The organism is Geodermatophilus sp. SYSU D00703, from assembly GCF_054050155.1.
In genome coordinates, this window is the sequence record NZ_JBJGYU010000045.1 from 1 (window position 1) to 25,027 (window position 25,027).

The 25,027-nt window shown below is 75.5% G+C and carries 23 protein-coding genes; 10 read left to right on the top strand and 13 right to left on the bottom strand.

Features of this window, described 5'->3' with window-relative positions; genetic code table 11:
• Positions 1 to 139 precede the first annotated feature (139 nt).
• The 5 genes from ACI782_RS24130 to ACI782_RS24150 form a co-directional block, all read right to left on the bottom strand.
• Positions 140 to 1,675, bottom strand: a complete 1,536-nt coding sequence (locus tag ACI782_RS24130; protein ID WP_456912650.1) for an ATP-binding cassette domain-containing protein — start codon at positions 1,673 to 1,675, stop codon at positions 140 to 142.
• A 196-nt stretch (positions 1,676 to 1,871) separates the two neighbouring features.
• Complete coding sequence (locus ACI782_RS24135; RefSeq protein ID WP_456912651.1) at positions 1,872 to 3,455, bottom strand: glycoside hydrolase family 13 protein; 1,584 nt, start codon at positions 3,453 to 3,455, stop codon at positions 1,872 to 1,874.
• Between the two features lie 78 nt (positions 3,456 to 3,533).
• Positions 3,534 to 3,959 carry a globin gene (locus ACI782_RS24140; protein WP_456912652.1) on the bottom strand — a complete coding sequence of 142 codons (426 nt, stop codon included), beginning with the start codon at positions 3,957 to 3,959 and terminating at the stop codon, positions 3,534 to 3,536.
• A complete protein-coding gene (locus tag ACI782_RS24145; protein WP_456912653.1) occupies positions 3,956 to 5,275 on the bottom strand; it encodes an MFS transporter in 1,320 nt (439 codons plus the stop codon). Before ACI782_RS24145 ends, ACI782_RS24140 begins: the two co-directional genes overlap by 4 nt.
• The gene (locus ACI782_RS24150) at positions 5,272 to 6,282 is read right to left on the bottom strand and encodes a mechanosensitive ion channel family protein (protein WP_456912654.1); all 1,011 of its coding nucleotides are present in this window, start codon (positions 6,280 to 6,282) and stop codon (positions 5,272 to 5,274) included. Before ACI782_RS24150 ends, ACI782_RS24145 begins: the two co-directional genes overlap by 4 nt.
• A gap of 205 nt (positions 6,283 to 6,487) precedes the next feature.
• Between ACI782_RS24150 and ACI782_RS24155 the strand changes: the two genes are divergently transcribed.
• Complete coding sequence (locus ACI782_RS24155; protein ID WP_456912655.1) at positions 6,488 to 7,447, top strand: ABC transporter substrate-binding protein; 960 nt, start codon at positions 6,488 to 6,490, stop codon at positions 7,445 to 7,447.
• Between the two features lie 173 nt (positions 7,448 to 7,620).
• On the opposite strand, the gene ACI782_RS24160 is transcribed toward ACI782_RS24155, so the two are convergent.
• Positions 7,621 to 9,690 (bottom strand): prolyl oligopeptidase family serine peptidase, encoded by a 2,070-nt coding sequence (locus tag ACI782_RS24160; RefSeq protein ID WP_456912656.1) that lies wholly within the window; start codon positions 9,688 to 9,690, stop codon positions 7,621 to 7,623.
• A 127-nt stretch (positions 9,691 to 9,817) separates the two neighbouring features.
• Here ACI782_RS24160 and ACI782_RS24165 point away from each other — a divergent pair, with 127 nt between their 5' ends.
• Positions 9,818 to 10,423, top strand: a complete 606-nt coding sequence (locus tag ACI782_RS24165) for an HNH endonuclease (protein WP_456912657.1) — start codon at positions 9,818 to 9,820, stop codon at positions 10,421 to 10,423.
• 85 nt (positions 10,424 to 10,508) lie between these two features.
• On the top strand, positions 10,509 to 11,366 hold the full coding sequence (locus ACI782_RS24170) for an SCO6745 family protein (RefSeq protein ID WP_456912658.1): 858 nt from the start codon (positions 10,509 to 10,511) through the stop codon (positions 11,364 to 11,366).
• 61 nt (positions 11,367 to 11,427) lie between these two features.
• Here ACI782_RS24170 and kynU read toward each other — a convergent pair whose 3' ends face one another.
• Positions 11,428 to 12,684, bottom strand: coding sequence for a kynureninase (kynU, locus tag ACI782_RS24175; RefSeq protein WP_456912659.1), 1,257 nt, complete (start codon positions 12,682 to 12,684; stop codon positions 11,428 to 11,430).
• A gap of 33 nt (positions 12,685 to 12,717) precedes the next feature.
• On the opposite strand from kynU, the gene ACI782_RS24180 reads away from it, so the two are divergent.
• From ACI782_RS24180 to ACI782_RS24190, 3 genes are all read left to right on the top strand, one after another.
• Positions 12,718 to 14,142, top strand: coding sequence for an amidase (locus tag ACI782_RS24180; RefSeq protein WP_456912660.1), 1,425 nt, complete (start codon positions 12,718 to 12,720; stop codon positions 14,140 to 14,142).
• Between the two features lie 37 nt (positions 14,143 to 14,179).
• Positions 14,180 to 14,533: an aa3-type cytochrome oxidase subunit CtaJ gene (gene ctaJ / locus ACI782_RS24185; protein ID WP_456912661.1), complete on the top strand. Its 354-nt coding sequence runs from the start codon at positions 14,180 to 14,182 to the stop codon at positions 14,531 to 14,533.
• A 63-nt stretch (positions 14,534 to 14,596) separates the two neighbouring features.
• Positions 14,597 to 15,061 (top strand): DUF5130 family protein, encoded by a 465-nt coding sequence (locus ACI782_RS24190; protein WP_456912662.1) that lies wholly within the window; start codon positions 14,597 to 14,599, stop codon positions 15,059 to 15,061.
• A gap of 132 nt (positions 15,062 to 15,193) precedes the next feature.
• On the opposite strand, the gene pepN is transcribed toward ACI782_RS24190, so the two are convergent.
• On the bottom strand, positions 15,194 to 17,746 hold the full coding sequence (pepN, locus tag ACI782_RS24195) for an aminopeptidase N (protein WP_456912663.1): 2,553 nt from the start codon (positions 17,744 to 17,746) through the stop codon (positions 15,194 to 15,196).
• A gap of 131 nt (positions 17,747 to 17,877) precedes the next feature.
• On the opposite strand from pepN, the gene ACI782_RS24200 reads away from it, so the two are divergent.
• Together ACI782_RS24200 and ACI782_RS24205 are read left to right on the top strand one after the other, a co-directional pair.
• Positions 17,878 to 18,543, top strand: coding sequence for a mycothiol-dependent nitroreductase Rv2466c family protein (locus tag ACI782_RS24200; protein ID WP_456912664.1), 666 nt, complete (start codon positions 17,878 to 17,880; stop codon positions 18,541 to 18,543).
• A 91-nt stretch (positions 18,544 to 18,634) separates the two neighbouring features.
• On the top strand, positions 18,635 to 19,390 hold the full coding sequence (locus tag ACI782_RS24205; protein WP_456912665.1) for an SDR family oxidoreductase: 756 nt from the start codon (positions 18,635 to 18,637) through the stop codon (positions 19,388 to 19,390).
• Here ACI782_RS24205 and ACI782_RS24210 read toward each other — a convergent pair.
• Both ACI782_RS24210 and ACI782_RS24215 read right to left on the bottom strand, forming a co-directional pair.
• Positions 19,383 to 20,144 (bottom strand): MBL fold metallo-hydrolase, encoded by a 762-nt coding sequence (locus ACI782_RS24210; RefSeq protein WP_456912666.1) that lies wholly within the window; start codon positions 20,142 to 20,144, stop codon positions 19,383 to 19,385. The two genes, ACI782_RS24205 and ACI782_RS24210, sit on opposite strands and share 8 nt — an antisense overlap.
• Complete coding sequence (locus tag ACI782_RS24215) at positions 20,141 to 20,815, bottom strand: DUF429 domain-containing protein (RefSeq protein WP_456912668.1); 675 nt, start codon at positions 20,813 to 20,815, stop codon at positions 20,141 to 20,143. Before ACI782_RS24215 ends, ACI782_RS24210 begins: the two co-directional genes overlap by 4 nt.
• Positions 20,816 to 20,841: 26 nt before the next feature.
• Between ACI782_RS24215 and ACI782_RS24220 the strand changes: the two genes are divergently transcribed.
• Positions 20,842 to 21,333: a ribose-5-phosphate isomerase gene (locus ACI782_RS24220; RefSeq protein WP_456912669.1), complete on the top strand. Its 492-nt coding sequence runs from the start codon at positions 20,842 to 20,844 to the stop codon at positions 21,331 to 21,333.
• A gap of 95 nt (positions 21,334 to 21,428) precedes the next feature.
• On the opposite strand, the gene ACI782_RS24225 is transcribed toward ACI782_RS24220, so the two are convergent.
• The gene (locus ACI782_RS24225; RefSeq protein ID WP_456912670.1) at positions 21,429 to 22,670 is read right to left on the bottom strand and encodes a GNAT family N-acetyltransferase; all 1,242 of its coding nucleotides are present in this window, start codon (positions 22,668 to 22,670) and stop codon (positions 21,429 to 21,431) included.
• A gap of 268 nt (positions 22,671 to 22,938) precedes the next feature.
• Between ACI782_RS24225 and ACI782_RS24230 the strand changes: the two genes are divergently transcribed.
• Entirely contained in the window at positions 22,939 to 23,091 is a 153-nt protein-coding gene (locus ACI782_RS24230) for a hypothetical protein (protein ID WP_456912671.1), read from the top strand.
• Here the strand turns inward: ACI782_RS24230 and ACI782_RS24235 are convergent.
• A complete protein-coding gene (locus ACI782_RS24235) occupies positions 23,076 to 23,720 on the bottom strand; it encodes a response regulator (RefSeq protein ID WP_456912672.1) in 645 nt (214 codons plus the stop codon). The two genes, ACI782_RS24230 and ACI782_RS24235, sit on opposite strands and share 16 nt — an antisense overlap.
• Positions 23,708 to 25,021 carry a sensor histidine kinase gene (locus ACI782_RS24240; RefSeq protein ID WP_456912673.1) on the bottom strand — a complete coding sequence of 438 codons (1,314 nt, stop codon included), beginning with the start codon at positions 25,019 to 25,021 and terminating at the stop codon, positions 23,708 to 23,710. The genes ACI782_RS24235 and ACI782_RS24240 overlap by 13 nt, the downstream gene beginning before the upstream one ends.
• Positions 25,022 to 25,027 lie beyond the last annotated feature (6 nt).

Genomic DNA, 25,027 nt, shown 5'->3' on the forward strand with positions numbered 1-25,027 from the left:
CCCCCCCCCCCCCCCCCCCCCCCCCCCCCCCCCCCCCCCCCCCCCCCCCGCCGGCCCCGTCCGGAGGCTCGCCGCGGCCCCGCGCAGGGTCCCATCGCGCGAGGGGGCCCTGTCACGGTGAGGAGGACGGGGGCCTCCTTCAGGCGACGGCGGTGGCCGCCTCCACGATCCGCTCCCGCACCGCCTCGACGGCGAGCTCGCCGGTGTCGATCCAGCGGGCGACGCGGCCGTCGGCCACGATGCCGACGCGGTCGCAGAAGTCGGCCAGCTCATCGGGGTCCACCGAGACGACGACGACCGAGGTGCCGTGCGCGGTCGCGTCGTCGAGCAGCTGGCGCACCTGCTGGCGGGCCCGGACGTCGAGGCCGCGGGTGGGCTCGTGCAGCACAACGACGTCCCGTGCCGAGGCCATCCACCGGGCCAGTGCCAGCTTGTGCTGGTCGCCGCCGGACAGGGCGCCGAACATGGTGCGGATGCTCAGCGTCTTGACGTCGAGCTTGTGGACGGTGTCGATCACGCTGCGCAACGTGGCGATCTCCTTGCGCAGGTCGGTGAGCGAGCCCCAGGCCTCCTGGGTGAGGGTGCGGGCGATCGTCTCGCCGGGGTCCACCCCGTAGGCGTCGTCGTCGGGCCGGTAGGCGGGCAGCCGCAGGGCGGCGTCGTCGGCCGAGGGGTCAAGCGAGCGCGGCTCGCCGTGCAGCACCGCCTCGTCGCTGAGCGCGGGCAGCTCACCCGTCAGGGCCTCGGCGATCTCGCGGACGCCGGAGGTGCGGTGCCCGGTCAGCCCGACCACCTCGCCGCGGCGCAGCAGGAGGTCGACGCCCGCCACCCGGCCGGGCACCCGCAGGTTGCGGACCCGCAGGGCCACCTCCCCGGAGGGGGCCGGCCGGGCCGGTGCGGGGACCGGCGCCTCGTCCGGCGGGGACGGCTGGGGGACCGTCGGCTCCCGGCGCACCGGCAGCTTCACCGGTCCGCCCACCGTCTCCGCGGCCAGCCGGACCGGGTCCAGGGACGCGCTCGGGCAGTCGAGGGCGATCCGGCCCTCCCGCAGCACCAGCACCCGGTCGACCACCTCGAGCATCTCGGGCAACCGGTGGCTGATGTACAGCACGCCCCGCCCCTGCCGACTCAGCTGGCCGGCGACGGCGTGCAGCCGGGTGACCTCCGAGGGCAGCAGGACCGCCGACACCTCGTCGAGCACGACCAGCCGGGTGTCCTCGGCCAGCACGCGGGCGGTCTCCACGAGCGGGTGCACGAAGTGCGGCAGGTCCCCGACGAGGGTGTCCGGGTCGGCGTCGAGGTCGACCTCGGTGAGCAGGACCCGTGCCGGCTCGCGCAGCTCCGCCTGCGGGCGCCCGGCCTGCGGCGTGCCGCGGAACACGGCCTGGGCGAGGGTGAGCCCGGGGTCGATCCTGACCAGCTGCTCGACGACGCCGACGCCGACGTGCCGGGCGTCGTCCGCCGACAGGGGGGCGTAGGGCTGGCCCTGCAGCGTCATCCTCCCGGCGTCGGCCGCGGTGATCCCGGCGATGATGTCGCCGAGCGTCGACTTGCCCGCCCCGTTGGTGCCGACGAGCCCCACGATCTCGCCCTCGGCGATGCTGAAGGAGACGTTCCCCAGGACCCGCCGGCCCCCGAAGGACTTGGTGAGGCGCTGGACTTCCAGCAGCGACATGGGCGGGCGGCCTCCCCCGGCATGGTCCCCGACCACGGGGTCGGTCGGTCGTCGCGTCAGCGGCCCCCGCGACGCTTCGTCACGGGTCCGATGCTACCCGCGCACGGGGTCGGCGCCCGGTGAGGTGATGCAACGGCCACCCTCCAGGGACCCTCCGCCTGAGCCTGCGAGGTGCGGGGGGAAGGGTGGTCCTCCTTCAGGCCCGCAGCCACACCGCCGTGTCCGACGGGACGACGCCGTCGGACACGTCGGCGCTGGCCAGCAGGACCTCGCCCTCGGGCAGCGGGACGCCGGCCCCGGAGACGTTGAGCAGGCACACCAGGCCGCCCGGACGCCGGAACGCCAGGCAGCCGTCCCGCGCCGGCAGCCACGCCAGCGACTCCCCGCCGAAGGCCGGCGAGGTCCGCCGCAGGGCGAGCGCCGATCGGTACAGCGACAGCACCGAACCGGGGTCGGCCGCCTGGGCCTGCGCGGTCAGCGCGCCCCAGCCCTCGGGCATCGGCAGCCAGGTGTCCGGGTGGGCGGAGAACCCGTAGGACGGCTCGGTGCCCGACCACGGCACGGGGATGCGGCAGGCGTCGCGGCCCCGCTCGGTGTGGCCGGAGCGCTCCCAGATCGGGTCCTGCAGCGCGTCGTCGGGCAGGTCGACGTCGGGCATGCCGAGCTCGTCGCCGTTGTACAGGTAGGCCGCGCCCGGCAGGGCCAGCTGCAGCAGGGCCGCGGCCCGGGCCCGGCGGGTGCCGAGCTCGCCGCCGCCGTAGCGCGTGACGTGCCGCGGGCGGTCGTGGTTGGACAGCACCCAGCACGCCGGTGCCGGGGTGCCCTCCACCGTGGCCAGCGAGTGCACGACGGCGTCCCGGAGCTCCCCGGCGGTCCAGTCGGCCGTCAGCAGCTTGAAGTTGAACGCCAGCTGCAGCTCGTCGGGGCGCAGGTACTGCGCCAGCCGGTCGTCGTCGGAGACCCAGACCTCACCCACGGCCATGGCGCCGGGGTACTGGTCGAGCACCACCCGGATCCGCCGGTGCACGTCGTGCACGCCGTCGTCGTCGAACCGGTGGTCGCCGGGACCGTGGTCGTCGAGCAGGCCGGTGTCCTCCATCGGCTGCATGTCGGGCAGGCCCGCGGGCTTGGCCATGCCGTGGGCGACGTCGATGCGGAAGCCGTCGACGCCCCGGTCGAGCCAGAAGCGCATCGTCGTCTCGAGGTCGGCGAGGACCTCCGGGTCGGTGAAGTCCAGGTCCGGCTGCTCGGGCGCGAACAGGTGGAGGTACCACTGGCCGTCGGGGACCCGCGTCCACGCCGGCCCGCCGAAGACCGACGGCCAGTTGTTGGGCGGCTCGCTGCCGTCCGGGCCGCGGCCGTCGCGGAAGACGTACCGCGCCCGCTCCGGCGAGCCGGGGGCGGCGGCCAGCGCGGCCTCGAACCACGCGTGCTGGTGCGAGCTGTGGTTGGGGACCAGGTCGATGGTCACCCGGATGCCCGCGGCGTGCGCATCGGCCAGCAGGGCGTCGAACTCGGCGAGGTCGCCGAAGGCCGGCTCGACGTCGCGCGGGTCGGCGACGTCGTAGCCGTGGTCGGCCATGGGGGAGGGGTAGAACGGCGTGATCCACAGCGCGTCGACGCCGAGCTCGACCAGGTGCGGCAGCCGGGAGCGGATGCCGGCGAGGTCACCGACGCCGTCGCCGTTCCCGTCGGCGAAGCTGCGGATGTAGACCTGGTAGAAGACGGCGTCCCGCCACCAGTCGGCGTCGGCACGGCGGAACGGGCGGGCAGGGCTCACCGGGCTCCTCAGGAGTCGTACGGGCGTGCGGCCCCGTCGCGGGAGGGACGGGCGGCCTCCCTGCGGGGAGGTCCTTCTTCAGACGATGGAGAGGTCGCCGGGCACGTCGTCGGGCCAGCGGTTCTGCATGCTGCGGGCGGCCATCTCCAGGTAACCCCAGAGCGTGGCGTCCTGCTCGGGGGAGAGCTCCAGGGAGTCGACGGCGTCGCGCATGTGGGCCAGCCATGCGTCGCGCTCGGCCGGGCCGATGGCGAACGGCGCGTGCCGCATGCGCAGCCGCGGGTGCCCGCGCTGCTCGGAGTAGGTGGTGGGGCCGCCCCAGTACTGCTCGAGGAAGCCACGCAGGCGGGCCTCGGCGCCCGCCCAGTCGTCCTGGGGGTACAGCGGCGCCAGCACGGGGTCGGTGCGGACGCCGGCGTAGAAGCGGGCCACGAGCCGTTCGAAGGTCGGCGCGCCGCCGACCTCCTGGTAGAAGGTCCGCGCCGAGGGCAGGGATCGGCTCATGCCGTCGATGGTCCCGCAGCCGCGGCGGCCGCTGCCACGTGACCCTGGGTACGTCCGTAGGCCACCAGCGGCTGGACGACGGCCAGCAGCCCCACGCCGCCGACGAGCGCCACCACCGCGCCCGCGGACACGCCCTCGGCGGCGAGGCCGGCGACGAGCACCCCGAGCCCCTGGACGCCGTACAGCCCGCTGACCGCGACGCCGAAGGCCCGCCCGCGGTAGGCCTGCGGCACCGCCTGGACGAAGGCGACGTTGAGCGGGAGCTGCCAGGCGGCACCCAGGCCGGCCACGAACATCAGGGCGACGACCACGGCGTAGGCGCCGCGTCCCGGGCCGGCCCACACCGCCACCAGCCCGGCCAGCAGGATCGGTACCAGCGACAGCACGACCAACCCCACGACCAGCCGCTCCCGCCGCTCCTGGGTGACGGCGCGGGCGATGAGCAGCCCGCCGACGGTGGCGCCCAGTGGGTTGGCCGCCAGCAGGATGCCGACCTGCGTGGCGCCCTCGCCCAGCTGGTCGACCAGCGGCGTGGCCACCCCCTCCGCCGCGTTGCCGAACAGGGTGCCGACCCAGGTCAGCACGATGATGGCGCGCAGCCGCGGCGTCCGGCCGATCAGCCGCAGCCCCGCGGCGGCGTCCCGCCAGACCGAGCGCGGGCGGTCGGCGTCCCCGCCGTCGTCCGGGGCCGGACGGCGCTCCAGCCGCGCCCACAGCCACAGCGCGGAGACGACGAAGGTGGCGGCGTCGAGCAGCAGCACCACCGACGGGGACAGCGTGGCCACCAGTGCGCCGGCGAGCACGAAACCGACGACCTGGGCCACCTGCCCGACGACGTTGGTCAGGGACGTCGCCACGGCGTACCTGTCGCCGTCCAGGACGTCGGCCATGAGCGCGGAGCGGGCCGACTCGAACGGCGGCGACCCGAGGGCCACCAGGAGCAGGAGCCCGAGCAGCACCGGCAGCGGCGTCCCCGGGATGGCCATGCCCGCGACCAGCACGGCGCGGGCGACGTCGGTCGCGATGAGGACCCGGTGCCGGGGGAACCGGTCGGCGAGGGTGGACAGCAGCGGGCCGCCGATCAGCCACGGGAGGTAGCTGATCCCGAAGGTGATCGCCGACAGCAGGGGGGAGGAGGTGCGCTGGTAGACCAGGACGGTCAACGCGACGCGGGCCAGTTCGTCACCGATCGTCGACAGCAGGTAGCTGCCGAACAGCGGCCTGAACTCCCGCACGGCGAAGACCTCGCGGAACGTCGCCGGCCGGGCTCGCGTGGCAGCGGCCGGGCCCTGGCCCGCCGGCGCACCCCCGCTCATGGTGCTCCTGCCCCGGCGCCGGACACGGCACCCAGCAGCGGCAGCGGGGTCTTGATCCCCTCGACGACGAACCGCTCCTGGAGCCGCATCCGCAGCTCGCGGCCGACCCGCCACTGGTCGGCGCTGGTGCTGCGCACCTGCAGCCGCATGACGACGCCCTCTGCGGTGATCTGCTCGGCGCCGAGGGACTCCGGGGCGGCCAGCAGCACCGCGGCCCACTCCTGCTCCCCGTACATCTCGTCGGCCACCTCCTGCATGACGGTGCGGCAGCGCTCCAGGTCGGTGCCGTGCGCAACGGGCATGTCGATGACCACCTGGGCGAAGCCCTGGCTCTTGTTGCCCACTCGGAGGATCTCGCCGTTGTGGGCGTACCAGACGACCCCGTTGACGTCGCGCAGCCGCGTGATGCGCAGCCCCACGGCCTCCACGGTGCCGTTGACCTCCCCGAGGTCGACGACGTCCCCGACTCCGTACTGGTCCTCGAGGATGATGCCGATCCCGGCGATGAAGTCCTTCACCAGGTTCTGCGCGCCGAAGCCGAGGGCCACGCCCACCACGCCGGCGCTGGCCAGGATCGGCGCCAGGTTGATCCCCAGCTCGCCGAGGACGAGCACCACGGCGATGCCCAGCACGACGATCGAGGAGGAGCTGCGCAGCACCGAGCCGATCGCCTCGGCGCGCTGGGTGCGGCGGGCCGCGACCGCCTCGCCGGCGTCCCCCAGCGCGGAGGTGCGGACCCGGCGGGCCCGCAGGATCGCCGGCACGGCGCCGCCGGCGGTGGAGTCGGTGAGCCGCCGGATGGCGCGGTGCGCCAGCGCCCGCACGACCACCGCCAGGACGACGATCAGCAGGATCTTGGCCGGCTTGGCGATCAGCGCCTGGGCGTTCTCGGCCAGCCAGTCCATCCCGAACCAGTCGTAGACCTCCTGGCAGAGCCAGTAGTCGGCGCAGTCCGGGACGGACAGGCTGTCGTCGGCAGCGGCGAGCACGGAGGGTGATGCAGTCATCACGGGGAATACTCTCAGGTTCGGGCCCCGAGTGGGACCACCTCGGTGGATCCGAGCGTCCGGCCACGATTCGGTAGCGGTTCCGGCGGCCGTGTTGACGCGGCCTCGACGCCGATCTGACGATCGCCGCCGACCATGCGTCGGGGACGTGTCCGTCACGTGCCCGGCGACGAAACACCGTGGAGGACTTGTGCGTCGTACGTGGATGGCCCTCGCCCTGGCGAGCACCGTGGTGCTCGCCGCCTGCGGGGGCGGGGACGAGGAGTCCGGCGGTTCCGGTGGCGGCGAGTCCGGTCCGACCCAGATCCGGGTCGGCGCGATCCCGATCGTCGACGTCGCCCCGCTCTACCTCGGCATCGAGCAGGGCATCTTCGAGAAGCACGACCTGGAGGTCGAGCCGTTCCTCGCCCAGGGCGGCGCGGCGATCGTGCCCGCCGTCGTCAACGGCGAGGCCCAGTTCGGCTTCTCCAACATCACCAGCCTGCTGCAGGCCACCGGACGGGGTGTCCCGCTGGCTCTGGTAGCTCCCGGCCCGGGTGCCACCGGCAACACCGAGGACGACTTCGCCGCCGTCGTCGTCCCGGCCGACAGCCCGATCCAGACGGCGGCCGACCTCGCCGGCAAGCGGGTGGCGATCAACTCGATCAACAACATCAGCGACACCGTCGTCCGGGAGAGCGTCCGCCTCGCCGGCGGCGACCCCTCGACCATCGAGTTCGTCGAGATCCCCTTCCCGGACATGCCCGCCGCCGTGAGCACCGGTCAGGTGGACGCGGCCTTCGCGGTCGAGCCGTCGGCCACCGTCGGGGAGAGCCAGGGTCTGCGCCGGGTGTCGGCGCCCTACACCGAGACCGACGACGACCTGACCGTGGCCGGCTACTTCACCTCCGACCAGTACGCGGCGGAGAACCCCGAGGTCGTGCAGCAGTTCACCGACGCGATGGTCGAGGCGCAGGAGTACGCCCAGGCCAACCCCGACCAGGTGCGCGAGGTGCTGGGCAGCTACACCCAGATCAGCCCCGAGATCGCCCAGCAGCTGACCCTGCCCACGTTCCAGACCGAGATCAACCGCGAGTCGGTGGAGCGGCTGCTCGAGCTCGGTGAGCAGGACGGGATCATCGAGGGTGACGTCGACCTGAGCCAGCTCTACTTCGAGCAGGACTGAAAGGACCCCCTACCCCCCGCCACTCGCGAGCTCTCGGCGGGACCCTGCAGGGGGCCAGGGGCCGAGGCGCGACCCCCTGCCCCCGCCACTCGCGAGCTCGCGGCGGGACCCTGCAGGGGGCTGACGACGGGCCCCGTCCCCTCCGCTCCAGAGGGGACGGGGCCCGCCGTCGTTCAGCCCCCGAGTCCGGTGTGCGCGGCGAGGAACGCCAGCTGGTCGGCGGCCAGCCCGACGGTGCGGCTGACCGCGCGCGCCCCGTGGCCGACCTCGGTCTCGCGGCGCAGCAGCACCGGCGCGGCCGAGCCGGTGGCGTGCTGGAGGGCCGCGGCCAGCTTGCGGGCGTGCAGCGGGTCGACCCGGGTGTCGGACTCGAACGTCGTGAACAGCACCGCCGGGTAGGCGGTGCCCTCGACGACCCGGTGGTACGGGGAGTAGCCGAGAAGCCAGCCCAGCTCCGTCGGGTCCTCGGCGGTGCCGTACTCGTCGTTCCAGGTCCGGCCCAGGCCGAAGCGCTCGTAGCGGACCATGTCCAGCAGCGGCGCGCTGCAGACGACGGCGGCGGCGAGATCGGGCCGCTGGGTCAGGGTGGCCCCGACCAGCAGGCCGCCGTTGGAGCCGCCCATGACCGCCAGCTGCCGGTGCGTCGTCCAACCCTCGGCCACCAGGTGCTCGCCGGCCGCGGCGAAGTCGTCGAACACGTTCTGCTTGCGCTCGCGCATCCCCGCGCGGTGCCACTCCTCGCCGTGCTCGGAGCCGCCCCGCAGGTTGGCCACCGCCCACACGCCGCCCGCGGCCACCCAGGCCAGCGCCTGCGCCGAGTAGGCCGGGGTGAGGGCGACGTTGAAGCCGCCGTAGCCGTAGAGGACCGTCGGGCGCGGGGTGTCCGGCCGGCCGGTCGGGGTCAGCACGAACAGGTGCACCGGCGTCCCGTCGGCCGACGTCGCGTGGGCCTCGACGACGTGCACCTCGGGCACCTCGCCGGCCACCGGCGCCCGCTCCCAGCCGGCCAGCTGCGCCGGGGCGGCGCTGTCCCACCGGTACACCGACGGCGGGGTGGCGTGGTCGGTGTAGCCGATCCAGGCCGTCGTCCCGCCCTCGGGCGGGGCGCTGACCCCGGAGACGCTGCCCGCGCCGGGCCGGGGGACCTCCGCGATGCGCCCGGAGCCGTCGCCGGCCCACAGCGACAGCCGGTCGGTGGCGTCCACCGAGTGGACGGCGAGGACCTGCAGGCCGCCGTCCGCCCCGTCGACGAGGGCGACGTCGGTGAGCACGCCGTCCTGCTGCTGGGGGACGACGTCCCGCCACGCGTCCGGCGCCCAGGTGCCGGGGTCGGCCGGGTCGGCGACCGCCAGCCGCCAGCGGGGCGTGCCGCGGTCGCTCATCAGCCACAGCCGACCGTCGCGGGCCACCCACGCGGCGGTCTGCGCGTCGACCCCCACCTGCAACTCGCGCAGGACGCCGTCCCCGGCCAGGTCGGCCAGCCAGACGTCGTCCCGCGGGGCGGTGCCGACGGACGCGGAGACCACCAGCCAGCGGCCGTCGCGGCTGGTGCGGGCGCCGAAGTAGGTCGAGGGGTCGCTGCCCTCGCCGTGCACCAGGGCGTCGTCGTCCGGGTCGGCGCCGACCCGGTGCCGCCACACCCGCCGGTGGAACTGCTCCTCACCCGCGGGGACGAGCTCGGGGGCCAACCGGCGGACGTGGAACAGCTCCTCGCCGCCGGGCAGCCAGGCGACGGGGGAGTAGCGGCAGCGGTCGATCGGTCCGTCGAGCTGCTCACCGGTGGCCACGTCGAGGACGTACAGCCGCGACTCCTCGTCGCCGCCGGTGGACAGCTGGTAGGCCAGCCGGTCGCCCTCCCAGGACGGCGACCACGCGTCGAGCGTGGTGGTGCCCGCGGGGTCGATCGCCATCGGGTCGACGAGGACCCGCCAGTCGCCGCCGGGCTCGCGCACGCGGAGGACGGCGTGCTCCTGCCCGGGGTCGCGTCGGGTGGAGAAGGCGCGGCCGGACCGCCAGACGGGGACGCCGACCGCGCCGGCGTGCACCAGCTCCTCGAGCCGGGCGGCGAACCGGTCGCGCAGCGGCAGGGCGGCCAGCGCCTCGGCGGTCAGGGCGTCCTGGGCCTGGGTCCAGGCGACCGTGCGGGGGTCGGCGGGGTCCTCCAGCCAGCGGTAGGGATCGGTGACGGCGTGGCCGTGGAGGTGCTCGACGAGGTCGAGCCGAGGGGCGTTGGGATAGCGCACCCGGGTCACGGTAACGAGGCGTCCGGCGGCTCCCGGCAGCGCGGATGCGGCGTCGCAGGTCAGAATGGGGGCGCCCACGGGTCGCACTGCACCCGGCGCGCGGTCCGAGGGCGCCCGGAGGTGCCTCGTGCCGCGTCACGCAACGGGGTCGCCCGCCGGCCATCCAGGTCAGCGGCACGACCCATCCCACCATCCACTGGCGCCTGCCTCCCCGCGGGCCACGACGGCGGCGACCCTGCTGCTCAACGCCACCTACGAGCCGCTGTGCGTGGTGTCCAGCCGCCGCGCCATCGTGCTCGTGCTCGCCGAGAAGGCGGTGTCGGTGGACAGCGCGCCGGAGGAGGTCCACTCCGAGACGGTCACCCTGCCGGTGCCGGTCGTGGTGCGGCTGACCCGGTACGTGCGCGTCCCCTACCCGGCGCAGGTGCCCCTGTCGCGGCGGGCGGTCTTCGCCCGGGACGGCTCGTCCTGCGTCTACTGCGGCGGGTCGGCGACGAGCATCGACCACGTCGTCCCCCGCAGTCGCGGCGGCACCCACACCTGGGACAACGTGGTCGCGGCCTGCCGGCGGTGCAACCACACCAAGGCCGACCGGTCGCTGGCCGAGCTGGGCTGGAAGCTGCCGCACCCGCCGCGGACCCCGAGCGGAGCCGCCTGGCGGCTGCTCGGCGCCCGCACCGTCGACCCTCGCTGGCGGGAGTGGTTGGGCATGCCGGAGAGCGTGAGCGCGTGACAGAGCACCCCCTGCCCCCCGCCACTCGCAGGCTCGCGGCGGGCCCCTGCAGGGGGCCGGTCCGAGACGTGTGCCCGGAGCCGATGTGACATCACCCGCGACTGCCCGGCGGCTGTGGGCGCTGGCGGAGCCCTTCCACGCGCTCACCTACTTCGCCGACGAGTGCCGGTCGGCCGCGGAGGCCGCCGGCCTCCCCGGCTTCTGGTCCGCGTACTTCGCCATGCGCGCCGCGCCGATGGGCCCGGTCGGCCCCGAGGTCGTGACGGCGACCTTCTACAACTTCGCGCCGGCGTTCGTCGCCCGCCGGGTGCCGGCGGTGTGGCAGGCGGTGACGCCGGGGCAGGCGCTCACCGTCCGGCTGGCCGGGGTGGACGCCGCCGTCCGGCGGGTGCTGGGCGAGGACTGGCCGGCCGCCGCGGCCGAGGCGGCCGAACTGGCGGGGGTCGCCGCCGCGGCGGTGGACCTGCCCGGGCGGCCGCTGGCCGCGGCCAACGCGGGCCTGCCGGTGCCCGAGGGGGCGCACCTGGCGCTGTGGCAGTCCGCCACCACGCTGCGGGAGCACCGGGGCGACGGGCACAACGCCGCCCTGCTGCAGCGCGGGATCAGCGGCGTGGGCGCCCACGTCCTGGCCGCCGCCGCGGGCCGGACCGAGAAGGAGTGGCTGCTGCGCGCCCGCGGGTGGGACGCCGCCGCGTGGGACGCCGCCGTCGAGGACCTCGCCGGTCGCGGGTGGCTCGCCGGGGAGGAGCTCACCGCGGAGGGCGCCGCCATCGTCGCCGCGGTCGAGGCCGACACCGACCGGCTGGCGCTGGGTCCGTGGCAGGAGCTGGGGGACGTCGGCTGCGACCGGCTGGCCGGGCTGCTGGTGCCGGTGCGCCGCGCCGTCCTCGCCGCGGGGCTGTGGCCCGACCGCAACCCGATCGGCGTCCCCGACCCGGAGTAGGGCAGGACCCCCGTGCCCCCCACCGCTCGCAGGCTCGCGGCGGGATCCTGCACGAGGGCCGTCAGGTGACGCGGGAGCGCTCCACCGGGAAGGCCTCGTGGGCGCCGGTCGCCACGATCTCGCGGAGACAGTCCATCGCGTCCCACACGTCGACGAAGCGGGTGTAGAGCGGCGCGAGGCCCAGCCGCACGCGGTCCGGCGTCCGGAAGTCGGGCACCACGCCGCGGTCGACCAGCGCCTGGGTGAGCTGCCACGCCTCCGGGTGGGCGAGGGTGACGTGCGAGCCGCGCCGCGCCGGGTCCCGCGGGGAGGCCAGCTCGACGCCGTGGCCGGCCAGCCACGCGTCGGCCAGGGCGACGACCAGCTCGCCCTGCGCACGCCCCTTGGCCGCCAGCCGGTCGACCCCGGCCTCGGCGACCAGCCGGGCGCCGACCTCCACGGCGGCCATCCCGACCACCGGCGGCGTCCCGACGCCGAACCGCTCGATGCCCGGCACCGGGTCGTAGGCCGGGCCCATCGCGAACTGGTCCCGCTGCCCGAACCAGCCCCAGATCGGCTGGCGCAGCTGCTCCTGCAGCTCGCGGCGCACGTAGAGGAAGGCCGGCGCACCGGGCCCGCCGTTGAGGTACTTGTACGTGCAGCCCACGGCGAGGTCGGCGCCGGCGGCGGCGAGGTCCACCTCGACGGAGCCGGCCGCGTGCGAGAGGTCCCAGAGCACCAGCGCACCCACCTCCCGCGCGGCGCTCGTGACGGCGGCGACGTCGGCCCGCGCCCCGGACCGGTAGGCGACCGCCGACAGGACGACGACGGCCACCCGCTCGTCGAGGGCCGCGCCGAGCACCGCCGGGTCCAGCCCCTCGTCGACGTCGGCCGCGACCTCCCGCACCGTCATGCCGCGCGCCTCGGCCACGCCGGCCACGATGTAGCGGTCGGTCGGGAAGTCGTCGGCGCAGCAGACCAGCACGTCCCGGCCGGGCCGCGCGTCGGCGCCGGCGACCAGGAGCTTGTAGAGGTCCACCGACGTCGAGTCGCTGACGAGGACCTCGCCGGGCCGCGCGCCGAGCACTCCGTCGGCCAGCAGGTCGCCGATGCGGGTGGCCGCGTCGATCCACGACGACCACGAGCCGACCAGCCCCCGGGCCCACTCCTCCTCGACCACGCGGGCCAGGGCCGCGGGCGTCTCCCGCGGCATCCGGCCCAGCGAGTTGCCGTCCAGGTACAACAGGCCGTCCTCGCCGGCACCGGCGAAGCGGCTCCGGAAGCCGGCCAGCGGGTCGGCGGCGTCGAGGGACTCGGCGTGCGCACGGGAGAGGTCCACGCCGTCCTGTCTACCGGTCTACCGTCCCGCACCGTGAGCCAGCTGCACGACCTCACCGCCCTCGAGCAGGCCGCCGCCGTCCGCGCGCGGGAGGTCAGCCCCGTCGAGCTCGTCGAGCACGCGCTGCGCCGGGTCGAGGACCTCGATCCCGCGCTCGGTGCCTTCCTCACCGTCACCCCGGAGCGCGCGCTGGCCGCGGCCCGCAAGGCCGAGCACCGGGTGGCCCGCGGCGGGGAGCTGCCGCTGCTGCTCGGCGTCCCGACGGCGGTCAAGGACCTCAACAACACCGCCGGGGTCCGGACGACGTACGGCTGCACGGTCTTCGCCGACAACGTGCCCTCCGTCGACGACCACGTGGTGGCCGCCCTGGCCGCGGCCGGGACGATCAGTGTGGGCAAGACGAACACGCCTGAGTTCGGCTTCCCCTGCTACACCGACAACGCCCTCGCCGGTCCCGCGCGCACACCGTGGGACCGCACCCGGCTGGCCGGCGGGTCCAGCGGGGGAGCGGCGGTCGCGGTGGCCGCCGGCATGCTGCCGTTCGCGCAGGGCAGCGACGGCGGGGGGTCGATCCGCATCCCGGCGAGCATCAACGGGCTGTTCGGCATCAAGCCCAGCCGTGGACGGGTCAGCAACGCGCCACTGGGGGCCGACGTCACCGGGCTGGGCACCAACGGCCCGATCGCCCGCAGCGTGCGCGATGCCGCCGCGATGCTCGACGTGATGGCCGGGCCGGTGCTGGGGGACGCGGTCTGGGCGCCGCCGCCCCCGCCCGGCGAGACCTTCCTCGGCTACGCCGACCGCCCGGTGGGCCGGCTGCGCATCGGCCGCTTCCTGGAGTCCCCGATGCCGGACGCGCCGCTGGAGCCGGAGGTCGCCGCCGCGTTCGAGGACGCCACCGGGCTGCTGACCGACCTCGGCCACGAGGTGGACGACGTCCCGCCCGGACTGCTCGGCCCGGACGTGCTCGCGGCCTTCGAGCGGGCCTGGACGCTGTCGGCGACGATGCTGCCGGTCCCGCCCGCGCTGGTGGGGGAGCTGCGACCGCTCACCCGCGAGCTGCGCTCCCGGGGCCTGGCGCTCTCGGCCCAGGCGGCGATGGAGGCGCTGACCGCGCTCCGGCTGTTCTCGCGCCGGTTCATCGACGCCACCCGGCACTTCGACGTTCTCGTGGCGCCGGTGACGACCATGACGCCGCGCCCGCTGGGCTGGTTCGACGCCGACGGGGACGGCGCGGCCGACTTCGAGCGGCAGAAGCGCTACGCCGCGTTCACCGCCGTCTTCAACGTCACCGGACAGCCGGCGGTCAGCGTGCCGCTGCACTGGACCGACGCCGGACACCCGGTCGGCACCATGCTCGTCGGCCGCCCCGCCGACGAGGCCACCCTCATCGCGCTGTCCGCCCACCTGGAGGCCGCGCGCCCCTGGGTGCACCGTCACCCCGCCGGGTGGGACTGAGCAGGAGGCGCCGGCCGGGTGCCGGTAGGTTGAGGGCGTGACCGTCGCCGAGACCATCCTCGTCTACGTGGTGGCCCCGCTGGCCGTTGTCCTCCTCCTCGCGCTGCTGACGCTCGCCCCGGGCGCGCGGCGGCGCCGGCCCCGCTACAAGCCGGGTCAGCCGTGGGAGCACGAGCCGGTCTGGTACGAGCCGCACCCGCAGGGAAGCGGGCACGGCCCGGCGGCCGTCCCCGGCGACGGCACCACCGCGCTGGGCTCGTCGGTGTACCCCGAGCAGCACGACGGCCGGGCGGCCCTGCCGTCCGGCGGGCACGGCGGCGGAGGGCACGTCCCCTCGCCGGCGGCCGTCGCCTCGGCCCGCCCCTACGGCGGCGCCCGTGGGACGTGGTGAGCGCATGACCCCCCAGATCCGCACCGGAACGACCCGCACCGTGAACGCCTCCGGAGGCCTGCGATGACCCGCGCGCTGGAAGCCACGTCGCACGACACGGCGACGTCCGCCGGCACCGCGCCGACGCGCGCCGAGGAGGCCGAGCCGCTCGACTCGATCTTCAGCTACCGCGAGCTGCTCCGGCTGGACGACGCACTGACCATGTCCTCCCGGGAGACCGGGCTGCGCTTCACGCTCTACATCGGTGACCTCGGCGCCCAGACCCGCCAGCGGGCCGAGGAGCTGTTCGAGCACTCCGGCGGCCACCTGACCGAGTCGGTGCTGCTGGCGATCTCGCCCGGGCAGCGGGTGATCGAGGTGGTCGCCGGTGCGGCGGCGTCCCGCCGGCTGCCCGACCGGGCGTGCGCGCTGGCGGTGCTGTCGATGACCAACTCCTTCGCCTCCGGCGACCTGGTCGGCGGCATCGTCAACGGGCTGCGCCAGCTGTCGGACCAGGCCGGCCACCCGCGGAGCCTGCGCCCCCACTGAAGAAGGAGCCCCTGCCCCCGCCACTCGCACGCTCGCGGCGGGACCCCGCAGGGGGCCGATCGCTAGCGCCGTCCCACGCATCGGGGCCCGGCCGGGACGCTCGTCCCGGCCGGGCCCCGTCGCGTCCGGGGTTCAGCTCCCCTCGGCGGCGTCCCGCTCGCGGGCCCGCAGCGACCGGGCGATCCCGTCCCGGCCCTCGGCGACCAGCCGCCGCAGCGGCGCGGGGTGGTCCTCCCCGGCCAGCCAGGCGTCGGCCGCCTGCACGGTGCGCAGCTCCACCACCGGCGGGAACAGGTACTGCACGGCGTTCTTCGCGATCTCCCCGGGACGGCGGTCCCACAGCGGGCGGATGTCGGCGAAGTAGCGCTCGACGTAACCGGCGGTCAGCTCCCGCTGGGCCGGGTGCCAGAAGCCCTGCAGCATCGCCTCGTGCACCGCGTTCGGGATGGTGTCGTCGGTGAAGGCCCGCCGCCAGGTGTCCTCCTTGGACTCCGCCGTCGGGCGCAGGGCCCGCGCGGTCGCGGCCCGCCGCCGGCCGGTCGCGGTCGCGTCGCGGGCCTCCTCCGCCTCGATCTCGGCGTCCCCGGCGGCGCCGATGGCGACCAGCCCGTGCAGGAACGCCCACCGGGCGTCAGCGTCGACCGGCAGCCCCTCGACCACGCGGGAGCCGTCGAGCAGGCCGCGGAGGACGGCGGCGTGCTCCGCCGTGCGCGCCGCGGTCGCGAACGTGCGCGACCACTGCAGCTGGGTGTCGCTGCCCGGCTCGGCCGCCTGCAGCGCCGCCAGCGCCTTGTCCGCCAGGGCACGCCAGCCGGTCTCGGCCCAGCGCGGGTCGGCGTAGTTGGCCAGCGCGCTCTGCACGCGGACCAGCAGCGACTGGACGACGCTGATCTCGGTCTCGGCGTCGACCCCGGCGAGGACCAGCGCGACCCAGTCGCGGGCCGGCAGCTCCGCGTCGCGGGTCATGTCCCACGCGGCCGACCAGCACAGCGCCCGGGCCAGGGAGTCCGGGATGGTGCCGATGCTCTCCCTGAGGGTGGCCAGCGAGCGCTCGTCGAGCCGCAGCTTGGCGTAGGTCAGGTCGTCGTCGTTGACCAGGACGAGGTCCGCGGCCGGGTGGCCGACCAGGTCGGGCACCTCGGTGACCTCCCCGTCGACGTCGAGCTCCACGCGGGTGGTGCGGGTCAGCCTGTCGGGACCGCGGTCGTAGAGGCCGACGGCGAGCCGGTGGCGGCGCAGCACCGGGTGCTCGGCCACGGCGGTCTGCTCGATGGCGAAGCGGGCGTAGCGGCCGTCGTCGGTGAGCTCGAGGACCGGCTGCAGGGTGTTGACCTGGCTGGTCTGCAGCCACTGCTCGGCCCAGGCCGACAGGTCGCGGCCGGTGGCCTCCGACAGCGGGTCGAGCAGGTCGGCCAGCGTGGTGTTGCCGTACTCGTGCTTGCGGAAGTAGCGGCGGACGCCGGCCAGGAACTCGTCCCGACCGACGTAGGCGACCAGCTGCTTGAGCACCGAGGCGCCCTTGGCGTACGTGATCCCGTCGAAGTTCACCTCGACCGCGGCGACGTCGACCATGTCGGCGGCGATCGGGTGGGTGGAGGGCAGCTGGTCCTGCGCGTAGGCCCAGGCCTTCTCGGTGTTGGCGAACGTCGTCCACGCGGTCGCGTACTCGGTCGCCTCGGCCTGGCAGAGGGTGGAGATGTAGGTGGCGAAGGACTCGTTGAGCCACAGGTCGTCCCACCAGCGCATGGTCACGAGGTCGCCGAACCACATGTGGGCCAGCTCGTGCAGCACCGTCTCGGCACGCCGCTCGTAGCGGGCGCGGGTGGCCTTGGAGCGGAAGACGTAGTCCTCGAGGAAGGTGACCGCGCCGGCGTTCTCCATCGCCCCGGCGTTGAACTCGGGCACGAAGAGCTGGTCGTACTTGTCGAACGGGTACGGGTAGTCGAACACCCGGTGGTAGAAGTCGAAGCCCTGCTTGGTGACCCGGAACAGCTCCTCCGGGTCGAGGTGCCGGGCCAGCGACGCGCGGCAGTACAGCCCCAGCGGGATGCCCTCGTGCGAGTCGGTGACCTTCGCGTACGGGCCCGCGATGAGCGCCAGCAGGTAGGTCGACAGCCGCTTGGTCGGCTCGAAGTGCACCAGCTGCGCGCCCCCGGGCCCGGCCTCGACGGTGCGGCCGCCGGTGTTCGAGACGACCTCCCACCCGGACGGCGCCGTCACGTGGACGGTGTAGGTGGCCTTGAGGTCGGGCTGGTCGAAGCAGGTGAACACGCGCTTGGCGTCGGCCGGCTCGAAGTGCGTGTAGAGGTAGACGTGCCCGTCCTCGGGGTCGACGAACCGGTGCAGGCCCTCGCCCGAGTTGGAGTACCGGCAGTCGGCGACGACGACGAGGGTGTTGTCCGCGGCCAGGTCGGGCAGCGGCAGGCCGCCCTCCTCGGTGTAGGTGCTCACGTCGAGCGGCGTGCCGTTGAGCGTGGCCGAGCGGACGGTCTCGGCGACCAAGTCGATGAAGGTGCCCGCCCCGGGTTCGCGGCAGGTGAACCGCACCGTCGTCGTCGACCCGAAGGTCCCCTCGCCGGGGCGGCCGGCACCGTCGGTCAGGTCGAACTGGACGTCGTAGCTGTCGACCGCCAGCAGCTCGGCGCGGCGGGCGGCGTCATTCCGGGTCAGGTTGGGTACGGCCACGCACGGCAGCTTCCCACGGACGACCGACGCTCCTCGCCGGTGCGCGAGGAGACCGTCCGGTTGAGGGAACAACCATCCCGCCGCCCGGATTGTCACGGGCGGAACAGCCGTCGCGCAGCGAGGAGTGACCCATGACCGAGGCAGTGCAGAGCGCCCCCGTGAAGGCCCGCGTGGACTTCTGGTTCGACCCGTTGTGCCCCTGGGCCTGGCTGACCAGCCGCTGGGTGCTCGAGGCAGCCAAGGTCCGCGACATCGACCTGCACTGGCACGTCATGTCGCTGGCCGTGCTCAACCGCGGCCGCGACCTGCCGCCGGAGTACCAGGAGATGATGACCAAGGCGATCGGCCCCGTCCGGGTCGCCATCGCCGCCGCCCAGCAGCACGGCGACGAGGTCCTCGGCGACCTCTACACCGCCATGGGCACGCTGCGGCACCACGAGGGCGTGGAGCTCGACGAGCTGATCGCCCCGGCGCTGGAGCGGGTCGGCCTGCCGGCGTCGCTGGCCGAGGCGGCCACCTCCACCGAGTACGACCAGGCCCTGGAGAAGAGCCACCACGAGGGCATGGACCCGGTCGGTGACGACGTCGGCACGCCGGTCATGCACATCGACGGTGTGGCCTTCTTCGGCCCGGTGATCAGCAAGGTGCCGACCGGCGAGGACGCCGGCAAGGCCTTCGACGGCGCCGTCCTGCTGGCCAACCTGCCCGACTTCTGGGAGCTCAAGCGGACCCGCCTGTCCGGCCCCGACATGGACTCGGTGCCCGCCGACACCCTGGCGCTCGGCCGCCGCGGCTGAGGAAGGACCCCGTCCTCCTCACGCCTCGCAGGCTCGGCGCGAGCCTCGGGACGGGGCCGGCAGCGGGGACGGGGTGCGGCATGCTGACCGTGTGTCGCGTCCCGTCCGCCAGCGCATCCTGATCACCGGCGCGAGCTCCGGCCTCGGCGAGGGCATGGCCCGCCGGTTCGCCGCGATGGGCCGCGACCTCGCCCTCGCCGCCCGGCGCACCGACCGGCTCGAGGCGCTGCGCGACGAGCTGCTCGCGGCGCACCCCGGCATCCGCGTGGTGACCGCCGAGCTGGACGTCGACGACGCCACGGCGGTCGAGAAGGTGGTCCCGGAACTGGCCGGTGCGCTCGACGGGATCGACCGGTTCATCGCCAACGCCGGCATCGGCAAGGGCGCCTCCGTCGGCACCGGCAAGGCGTGGGCCAACCGGGCGACCCTCTTCACCAACGTGCTCGGCACGCACGCCCAGTGCGAGGCCGCGGTGGAGCTGTTCCGCGCGCAGGGCGCCGGTCACCTCGTGCTGGTGTCCTCGGTCGCCTCGATCCGCGGCATGCACGGCACCCGGACGGCGTACGGGGCGAGCAAGGCCGCGCTCAACTCCCTCGCGGAGGGCATCCGCGCCGACGTGCTCGGCACCGGCATCCGCGTCACCACGGTCCTGCCCGGGTACATCGCCACGGACATCAACGTCGGCCGGCGCGGGCCGTTCACCGTCGGCCTAGACACCGGCGTCGCCGCCCTCACCGCGGCCATCGAGCGGGAGCCGGTGCGTGCCTACGTCCCCGAGTGGCCCTGGCGGCCGGTCGCGGCCCTGCTGCGGGTGCTGCCGCTGCCCGTCGTCCGCCGGCTCACGTGATGCGGCCGGCGGCCGTGCGCATGGTGGCCGCGTCGTAGGGTCCCCGGTCGAGCCGGCGGGCGCGGACGGCGGCCAGCACCGCCAGCAGCTCCTCCCGCTGGGCGCCCACGAACGCCGCGTCGACCACCGCCCCGTGCCCGGGCACGACCGGCCCGCGGGCGAGCGGGTGCAGCCGGCCGAGGGTGGCCGGCCACTCGGCGGGGAAGGCGTCCTCGAACGCCGGCGGCGCGCCCTCCTCCACGAGGTCCCCGGCGAAGACGGCCCCGTCCCCGACCTCCACCACCAGGTCGTGGTCGGTGTGCCCGCGGCCCAGGAACCGCAGCACCACCTCGCGGCCGCCGACGTCGAGGACCGCGACGTCGTCCACCAGCGCGTCCGGCGGGTCCAGCGGTGCCTGCCGGACCCGCTCGGCCGCGGCCGGGTCCCCGGCGGCGAGCAGCTCGGCGACCCGTGCGGCGCGCTGCGCCTCGCCGGTGTCGCGGACGGCAGCCGCGCACCCGCGCGACCCCCAGACCGTCGCCGGGCGGAACGCGGCGTTGCCGAAGCAGTGGTCGTAGTGCGCGTGCGTGTTGACCACCGTCCACGGGGACCGCGTCACCCGGCGGACGGCGGCGGCCAGGTCGGTGGCCTCGCCGAGGTCCGAGCGGGTGTCGACGACGAGGCAGGCGCCGTCGCCGACGACCAGCCCGCAGTTGAGGTGCAGGGAGTCGTGCCGCCGGACGAAGACGCCGTCGGCGATCTCCTCGAACGTCACCAGCAGGTCCGCATCGGCCGGCCCCGGGCGTCGCGGGCCCCGTCGCCCACGCACTTCGCGACCCCGTCCGCGATCCGCCGGGCCGACCACGCGGCGGCGCAGGCGTCCAGCGCGTCGACGGCGGGGACGCCGGCCGGGGCGTCGGCGAGCGCGTCCAGCACGTCCATGACCGGCTCCAGGGCGCGGATCCGCTGCGCCTGGCCGCGCGCGCTCGACTTGGGGTCGCGCACCCGGCCGTCCAGTTCGCGGAACGCCAGCTCGGGGTGCACCTCGACGACGGAGTCGGTGGGGGGCTCGCCCAGCGCGCGGTCGAGGTCGGCGATCGAGCGGACCAGCTGGAAGGTCTGCGCCGACAGCGAGCGACCGCGGGTCGCCTCGACGGAGAGCCGCCGCGCCTCGGCGTAGTCCCGGGCGCGGAGGACGGCGCGGACCGGGGCGGGGAAGACCGAGCCGGCCGCCCCGCGCCCGCGCAACGCGTCGCGGGCGGCGACGTCGCAGGCCCGCACGCCGTCGTCCGAGAGGCCGATCGGCATGTCGATGCCGACCACCTCGACGTCCGGTACGGCGAGGACGGCGGCGGCGTCGGGGAGCACGGTGAGCTGCACGTCCCGCCCGTCGAGGCGCGCGCCCACCCACCGGCCCCGCCAGCCGTCGACCCCGAGCACCGCCACCCGGGCAGCCTGACAGACTCGCCGGCATGCGCGTCTTCGTCGGCACCGACCACGCTGGGCTGGAGTTCAAGGAGCACCTGAAGAAGGCGCTCGCCGACGCCGGGTACGAGCCGGTCGACTGCGGGGCGTTCGAGTACGACGCCCAGGACGACTACCCGCCGTACTGCTTCGAGGTCGGCGAGCGGACCGTGACCGAGCCGGGCAGCCTCGGCGTGGTGATCGGCGGCTCCGGCAACGGCGAGCAGATCGCGGCCAACAAGGTGCCGGGGGTGCGCGCGGCGCTGGTGTGGAACACCTCGACCGCGGAGCTCGCCCGCCAGCACAACGACGCCAACGTGGTGTCCATCGGCGCGCGCCAGCACAGCGTCGAGGAGGCCACCGAGCTGGTGCTGACCTTCCTCGCCACGCCGTTCAGCGGCGACGAGCGGCACGCCCGCCGCATCGGCCTGGTGACCGACTACGAGCAGAACCGCCACCGCCCCGCCGGCGGCCGGCCCACCCGCGAGGAGCCGGTCTGAGCAGCCCGCCGCCCGGCCCCGCTGCAGGGCACCGCCGCCGGCCCCGTCCCGAGGCTCGCGCCGAGCCTGCGAGGCGTGAGGAGGACGGGGTCCGTCTAGAACTCGTCGGGGCACCAGGGGCTGACCGGCCAGCGGAACGCCGTCGCCGCGAGCGTGACCGCACCCGGGCTGACCTCGGTGACCCGGCCGGCGGCCTGGAGCGTGGCCAGTGAGGTCCCGCCCAGGTAGGCGGCGGCCAGCGCCTCGACGTCCACGACCAGGTCGGGGTCGCTGTCGGTCTCCGCGCAGAAGCCGCCCGAGGGGCCGGCGGTCAGCGCCCAGCGCCCGTCGTTCCACGGGCAGAAGCGGTCGCGGACCTCGAACACCAGGTTGATCGGCGTGGGGTAGCGCCGGGCGGCCAGCGCGCGGCCGACGTCGACCAGGCGGACCCACAGCGCGTCGGCCGGCCGGGCGTGCAGGGCCCGCGGGTCGACGAGCAGGTGCCGCAGCGGGTCGTCGTCCGGCTGCGACGGCGCCTTCACCGTGCGGACCAGGTCGAGGGACAGCAGGAAGCGCCAGAGCGCCGCGTAGGCCGGGGTGCTCGCCGCGCGGACCTCCTCGACGGTGACGGTGCCGTCGGGCTCGCCGTCCTCGGTCCAGGCGCCCTTCACCCGGTAGGCCGCGTAGCCGGTGACCGCGCCGTCGGGGTCGGTGTGCAGCAGGTACCGCCGCTCGGGGGCGCCGTGCCGCTGGTCGGGCTCGTCGCGCAGCGCGCGGTCCCACCAGCGGTCGTCGCGCGCGAGGTTGCCGGGGACGTGCCGTCGCACGCGGTCGTGCAGGCCTGCGGCCGCGGTCCGGTACCGCTCGGCAGTCACCAGGTCGACCCGCCCGGCCCCGGCGTCCGCAGCCGGCCGCAGCCGCAGCCGGTCGACCGCGCCGGAGAGGTTGCCCCGCCAGGTGGCCGGCGCGTAGCCGAACCGGCCGTAGATCGACCCCTCCGACGCCCACAGCGCGGCCACCGGCTCCCGGCCCTGCTCGTGCAGCTCGGTGAGCTGGCGCCGCATGATCGCGGTCAGCACGCCGCGCCGCCGGTGGGTGGGGGAGACGGTCACCCAGGTCACGCCGGCGGTGGGCACGACCGCACCGGGCACGGTCATCTCCCGGCTGTAGATGCCCGCCGTCGCGACCACCCGGTCGCCGTCCCACAGCCCCAGGGACCGGTCCAGCTCGGCGTGCGCGGGGACGGCGTCGACGAACGAGCTGGGCGCCGGCTCGGCGAAGACGTCGAACAGCGCGCGGCTGAACGTGGGCCACTCCTCGGCGGTGGCGGGGCGGAGGGCGTCGGCGAGATCGGTCACCCGGGTTGTCTACCTGCCCCCGCCGACAGGGAGCGACCGAGTTGTCGCCGGCCGGTGCCACCATGCGCCGTGGCCGCCACCCCGGACGACGTCCGCGCCGTCGCCCTCGCCCTGCCCGAGACCACCGAGCGCCCGGCCTGGGACATGGCCTGCCTGCGGGTGCGGGACAGGGTCTTCGCGTCGATGCCGCCGGACGAGACGTGGGTGGCGATCCGGCTCGCCGAGGGGGAGAACCGCGCTGGCGGCCGAGCGGCCGGGCGTCTTCTCGGTGCCGCACCACTACCGCAACTCCACGATGGTCGTCGTCGACCTGGCCGCGGCCGACCCCGCGGAGCTCGCCGAGCTGCTCACCGCGGCCTGGCGGCTGCGGGCGCCGGCCCGCCTGCGCGCCGCCTACGACGCCGCTCAAGCCCGCAGGTAGGCCAGGGTCGCCATCACCCGGCGGTGCTGGTCCTCGTCCTGGGTGAGGCCGAGCTTGGCGAAGATCCGCTGGGTGTGCTTCTCGACGGCGCCCTCGGTCACCACCAGCCGTCGGGCGATCGCGCCGTTCGAGGAGCCCTCTGCGATCAGCCCGAGGACCTCCCGCTCCCGAGCGGTCAGCCGGCGCACCGGGTCGTCGGAGCGGCGGCGGGCGAACAGCTGGGCGACCACCTGGGGGTCGAGCACGGTGCCCCCGGCCACGACGTCGGTCAGGGCGCCCAGGAACGAGTCGAGGTCGGTGACCCGGTCCTTGAGCAGGTAGCCGACCCCGCCGCGGCCGTCGGCGAGCAGCTCGTCGGCGTAGGCCACCTCGACGTACTGCGAGAGCACGAGCACCGCCGTCCCCGCTACCGTGGCGCGCGCCTCCACCGCGGCCCGCAGCCCCTCGTCGGTGTGCGTGGGCGGCATCCGGACGTCGACCACGGCGACGTCCGGGCGGTGCTCGGCCACCGCCCGGACGAGCGAGGGGCCGTCGCCCACGGCGGCGACCACCTCGCAGCCCTCCTCCTCGAGCAGGCGGACCAGGCCCTCCCGGAGGAGCACCGAGTCGTCGGCCATCACGACCCGCACGGCAGCTCCGCGACCAGCCGGGTGGGCCCGCCGCGCGGGCTGTCCACCGCCAGGACGCCGTCCACCGCGCGCAGGCGGTCGGCCAGCCCGGCCAGGCCGTGCCCCGGCGCGAGCACCGCACCCCCGGAGCCGTCGTCCTCGACGGTGACCCGCAGCGCCGGCCCGGCCGCCACGACGACGACCTGGACGGTGCTCGCGCCGCTGTGTTTGGCCACGTTGGCCAGGGCCTCGCTGACCACGAAGTAGGCGGTGTTCTCCACCGCGGGGGCCAGCCGCTGCTCGGGCAGGTCGACGGCGAGCTCCACCGGCACCGGCGAGCGGGCGGCGATCGCGGCCAGCGCGGCGGCCAGGCCCCGGTCGGCGAGCACCGGCGGCGCGATGCCGCGGGAGAGGGCGCGCAGCTCCTCCAGCGCCTCCTTCGCCAGGACGGCGGCCTCGCCGAGCGTCGCGCGGGCCGCGGCCGGGTCCCGGTCGAGCTGCCGCTGGGCGCGGGAGAGGTCCATGCCGAGGCGGACCAGGTGCTGCTGCGGCCCGTCGTGGATGTCCCGCTCCAGCCGGCGCAGCGCCACCGCCTCGGCGGCGACGGCGGCGTCGCGGCCCTGGGCCAGCCGGCCGATCTCCGCCTGGGCGGCCGCGCGCGAGGTCAGCAGCGCCCGCCCCAGCTGCGCCTGCAGCAGCGCCGTCGCGCGGACGACGAACGGCAGCAGGACGGCGAAGACGACCCCGATCGCGGTGTACAGCAGGATCCGCGACCACGGCGACGACTCGAACCCGAGCAGCTCGAGCAGGTCGGTGCTGTCCGGGTCGGCGGAGGCGTCGGGCAGCGCCCAGTCCCACAGCCCGTAGGTCAGGCCGCCGAGCGCCCCGGACCAGAACGTCACCGTGACGACGAAGGACAGGATCGCGAACGGGAGCCGCAGGACGGCGTGCAGCACGTCGAGCCAGCACTGCGCGTCGCGCAGCGGCGTCGTCAGCCGGCGCACCGGGCCGCCCTCGCCGGCGCGCAGGTACGCCGGGGAGGGCACCGGCCGGCCCAGCACCCCGGGCAGCCAGGCGCGCTCCACGACGGCGAGCCCGCGGGCGGCCACCAGGGTCGCGGCCAGGACGGCGACCCCCACCCACACGACGAGCAGGCCCGCACCGACCGACAGGCCGGTCACGACGAGGACGAACGCGGCGATCGCCAGCGGGAAGGCGAGCAGCGAGTAGCCGGTGTCGACGCCGAGCTGGCGCAGCCACCCGGACGGGCGGGCGCTCGAGGTCGGGGACACGGTCGGCAGGACGGCGGTGTCGGTGGTCATGCCGTC

Excerpts from the sequence above, each read along its gene's own strand:
- ACI782_RS24130 (WP_456912650.1), bottom strand. The coding sequence starts at position 1,675 with ATGTCGCTGCTGGAAGTCCAGCGCCTCACCAAGTCCTTCGGGGGCCGG.
- ACI782_RS24140 (WP_456912652.1), bottom strand. The coding sequence starts at position 3,959 with ATGAGCCGATCCCTGCCCTCGGCGCGGACCTTCTACCAGGAGGTCGGC.
- ACI782_RS24145 (WP_456912653.1), bottom strand. The coding sequence starts at position 5,275 with ATGAGCGGGGGTGCGCCGGCGGGCCAGGGCCCGGCCGCTGCCACGCGA.
- ACI782_RS24150 (WP_456912654.1), bottom strand. The coding sequence starts at position 6,282 with ATGACTGCATCACCCTCCGTGCTCGCCGCTGCCGACGACAGCCTGTCC.
- ACI782_RS24155 (WP_456912655.1), top strand. The coding sequence starts at position 6,488 with ATGGCCCTCGCCCTGGCGAGCACCGTGGTGCTCGCCGCCTGCGGGGGC.
- ACI782_RS24190 (WP_456912662.1), top strand. The coding sequence starts at position 14,597 with ATGACCCGCGCGCTGGAAGCCACGTCGCACGACACGGCGACGTCCGCC.
- ACI782_RS24200 (WP_456912664.1), top strand. The coding sequence starts at position 17,878 with ATGACCGAGGCAGTGCAGAGCGCCCCCGTGAAGGCCCGCGTGGACTTC.
- ACI782_RS24220 (WP_456912669.1), top strand. The coding sequence starts at position 20,842 with ATGCGCGTCTTCGTCGGCACCGACCACGCTGGGCTGGAGTTCAAGGAG.
- ACI782_RS24240 (WP_456912673.1), bottom strand. The coding sequence starts at position 25,021 with ATGACCACCGACACCGCCGTCCTGCCGACCGTGTCCCCGACCTCGAGC.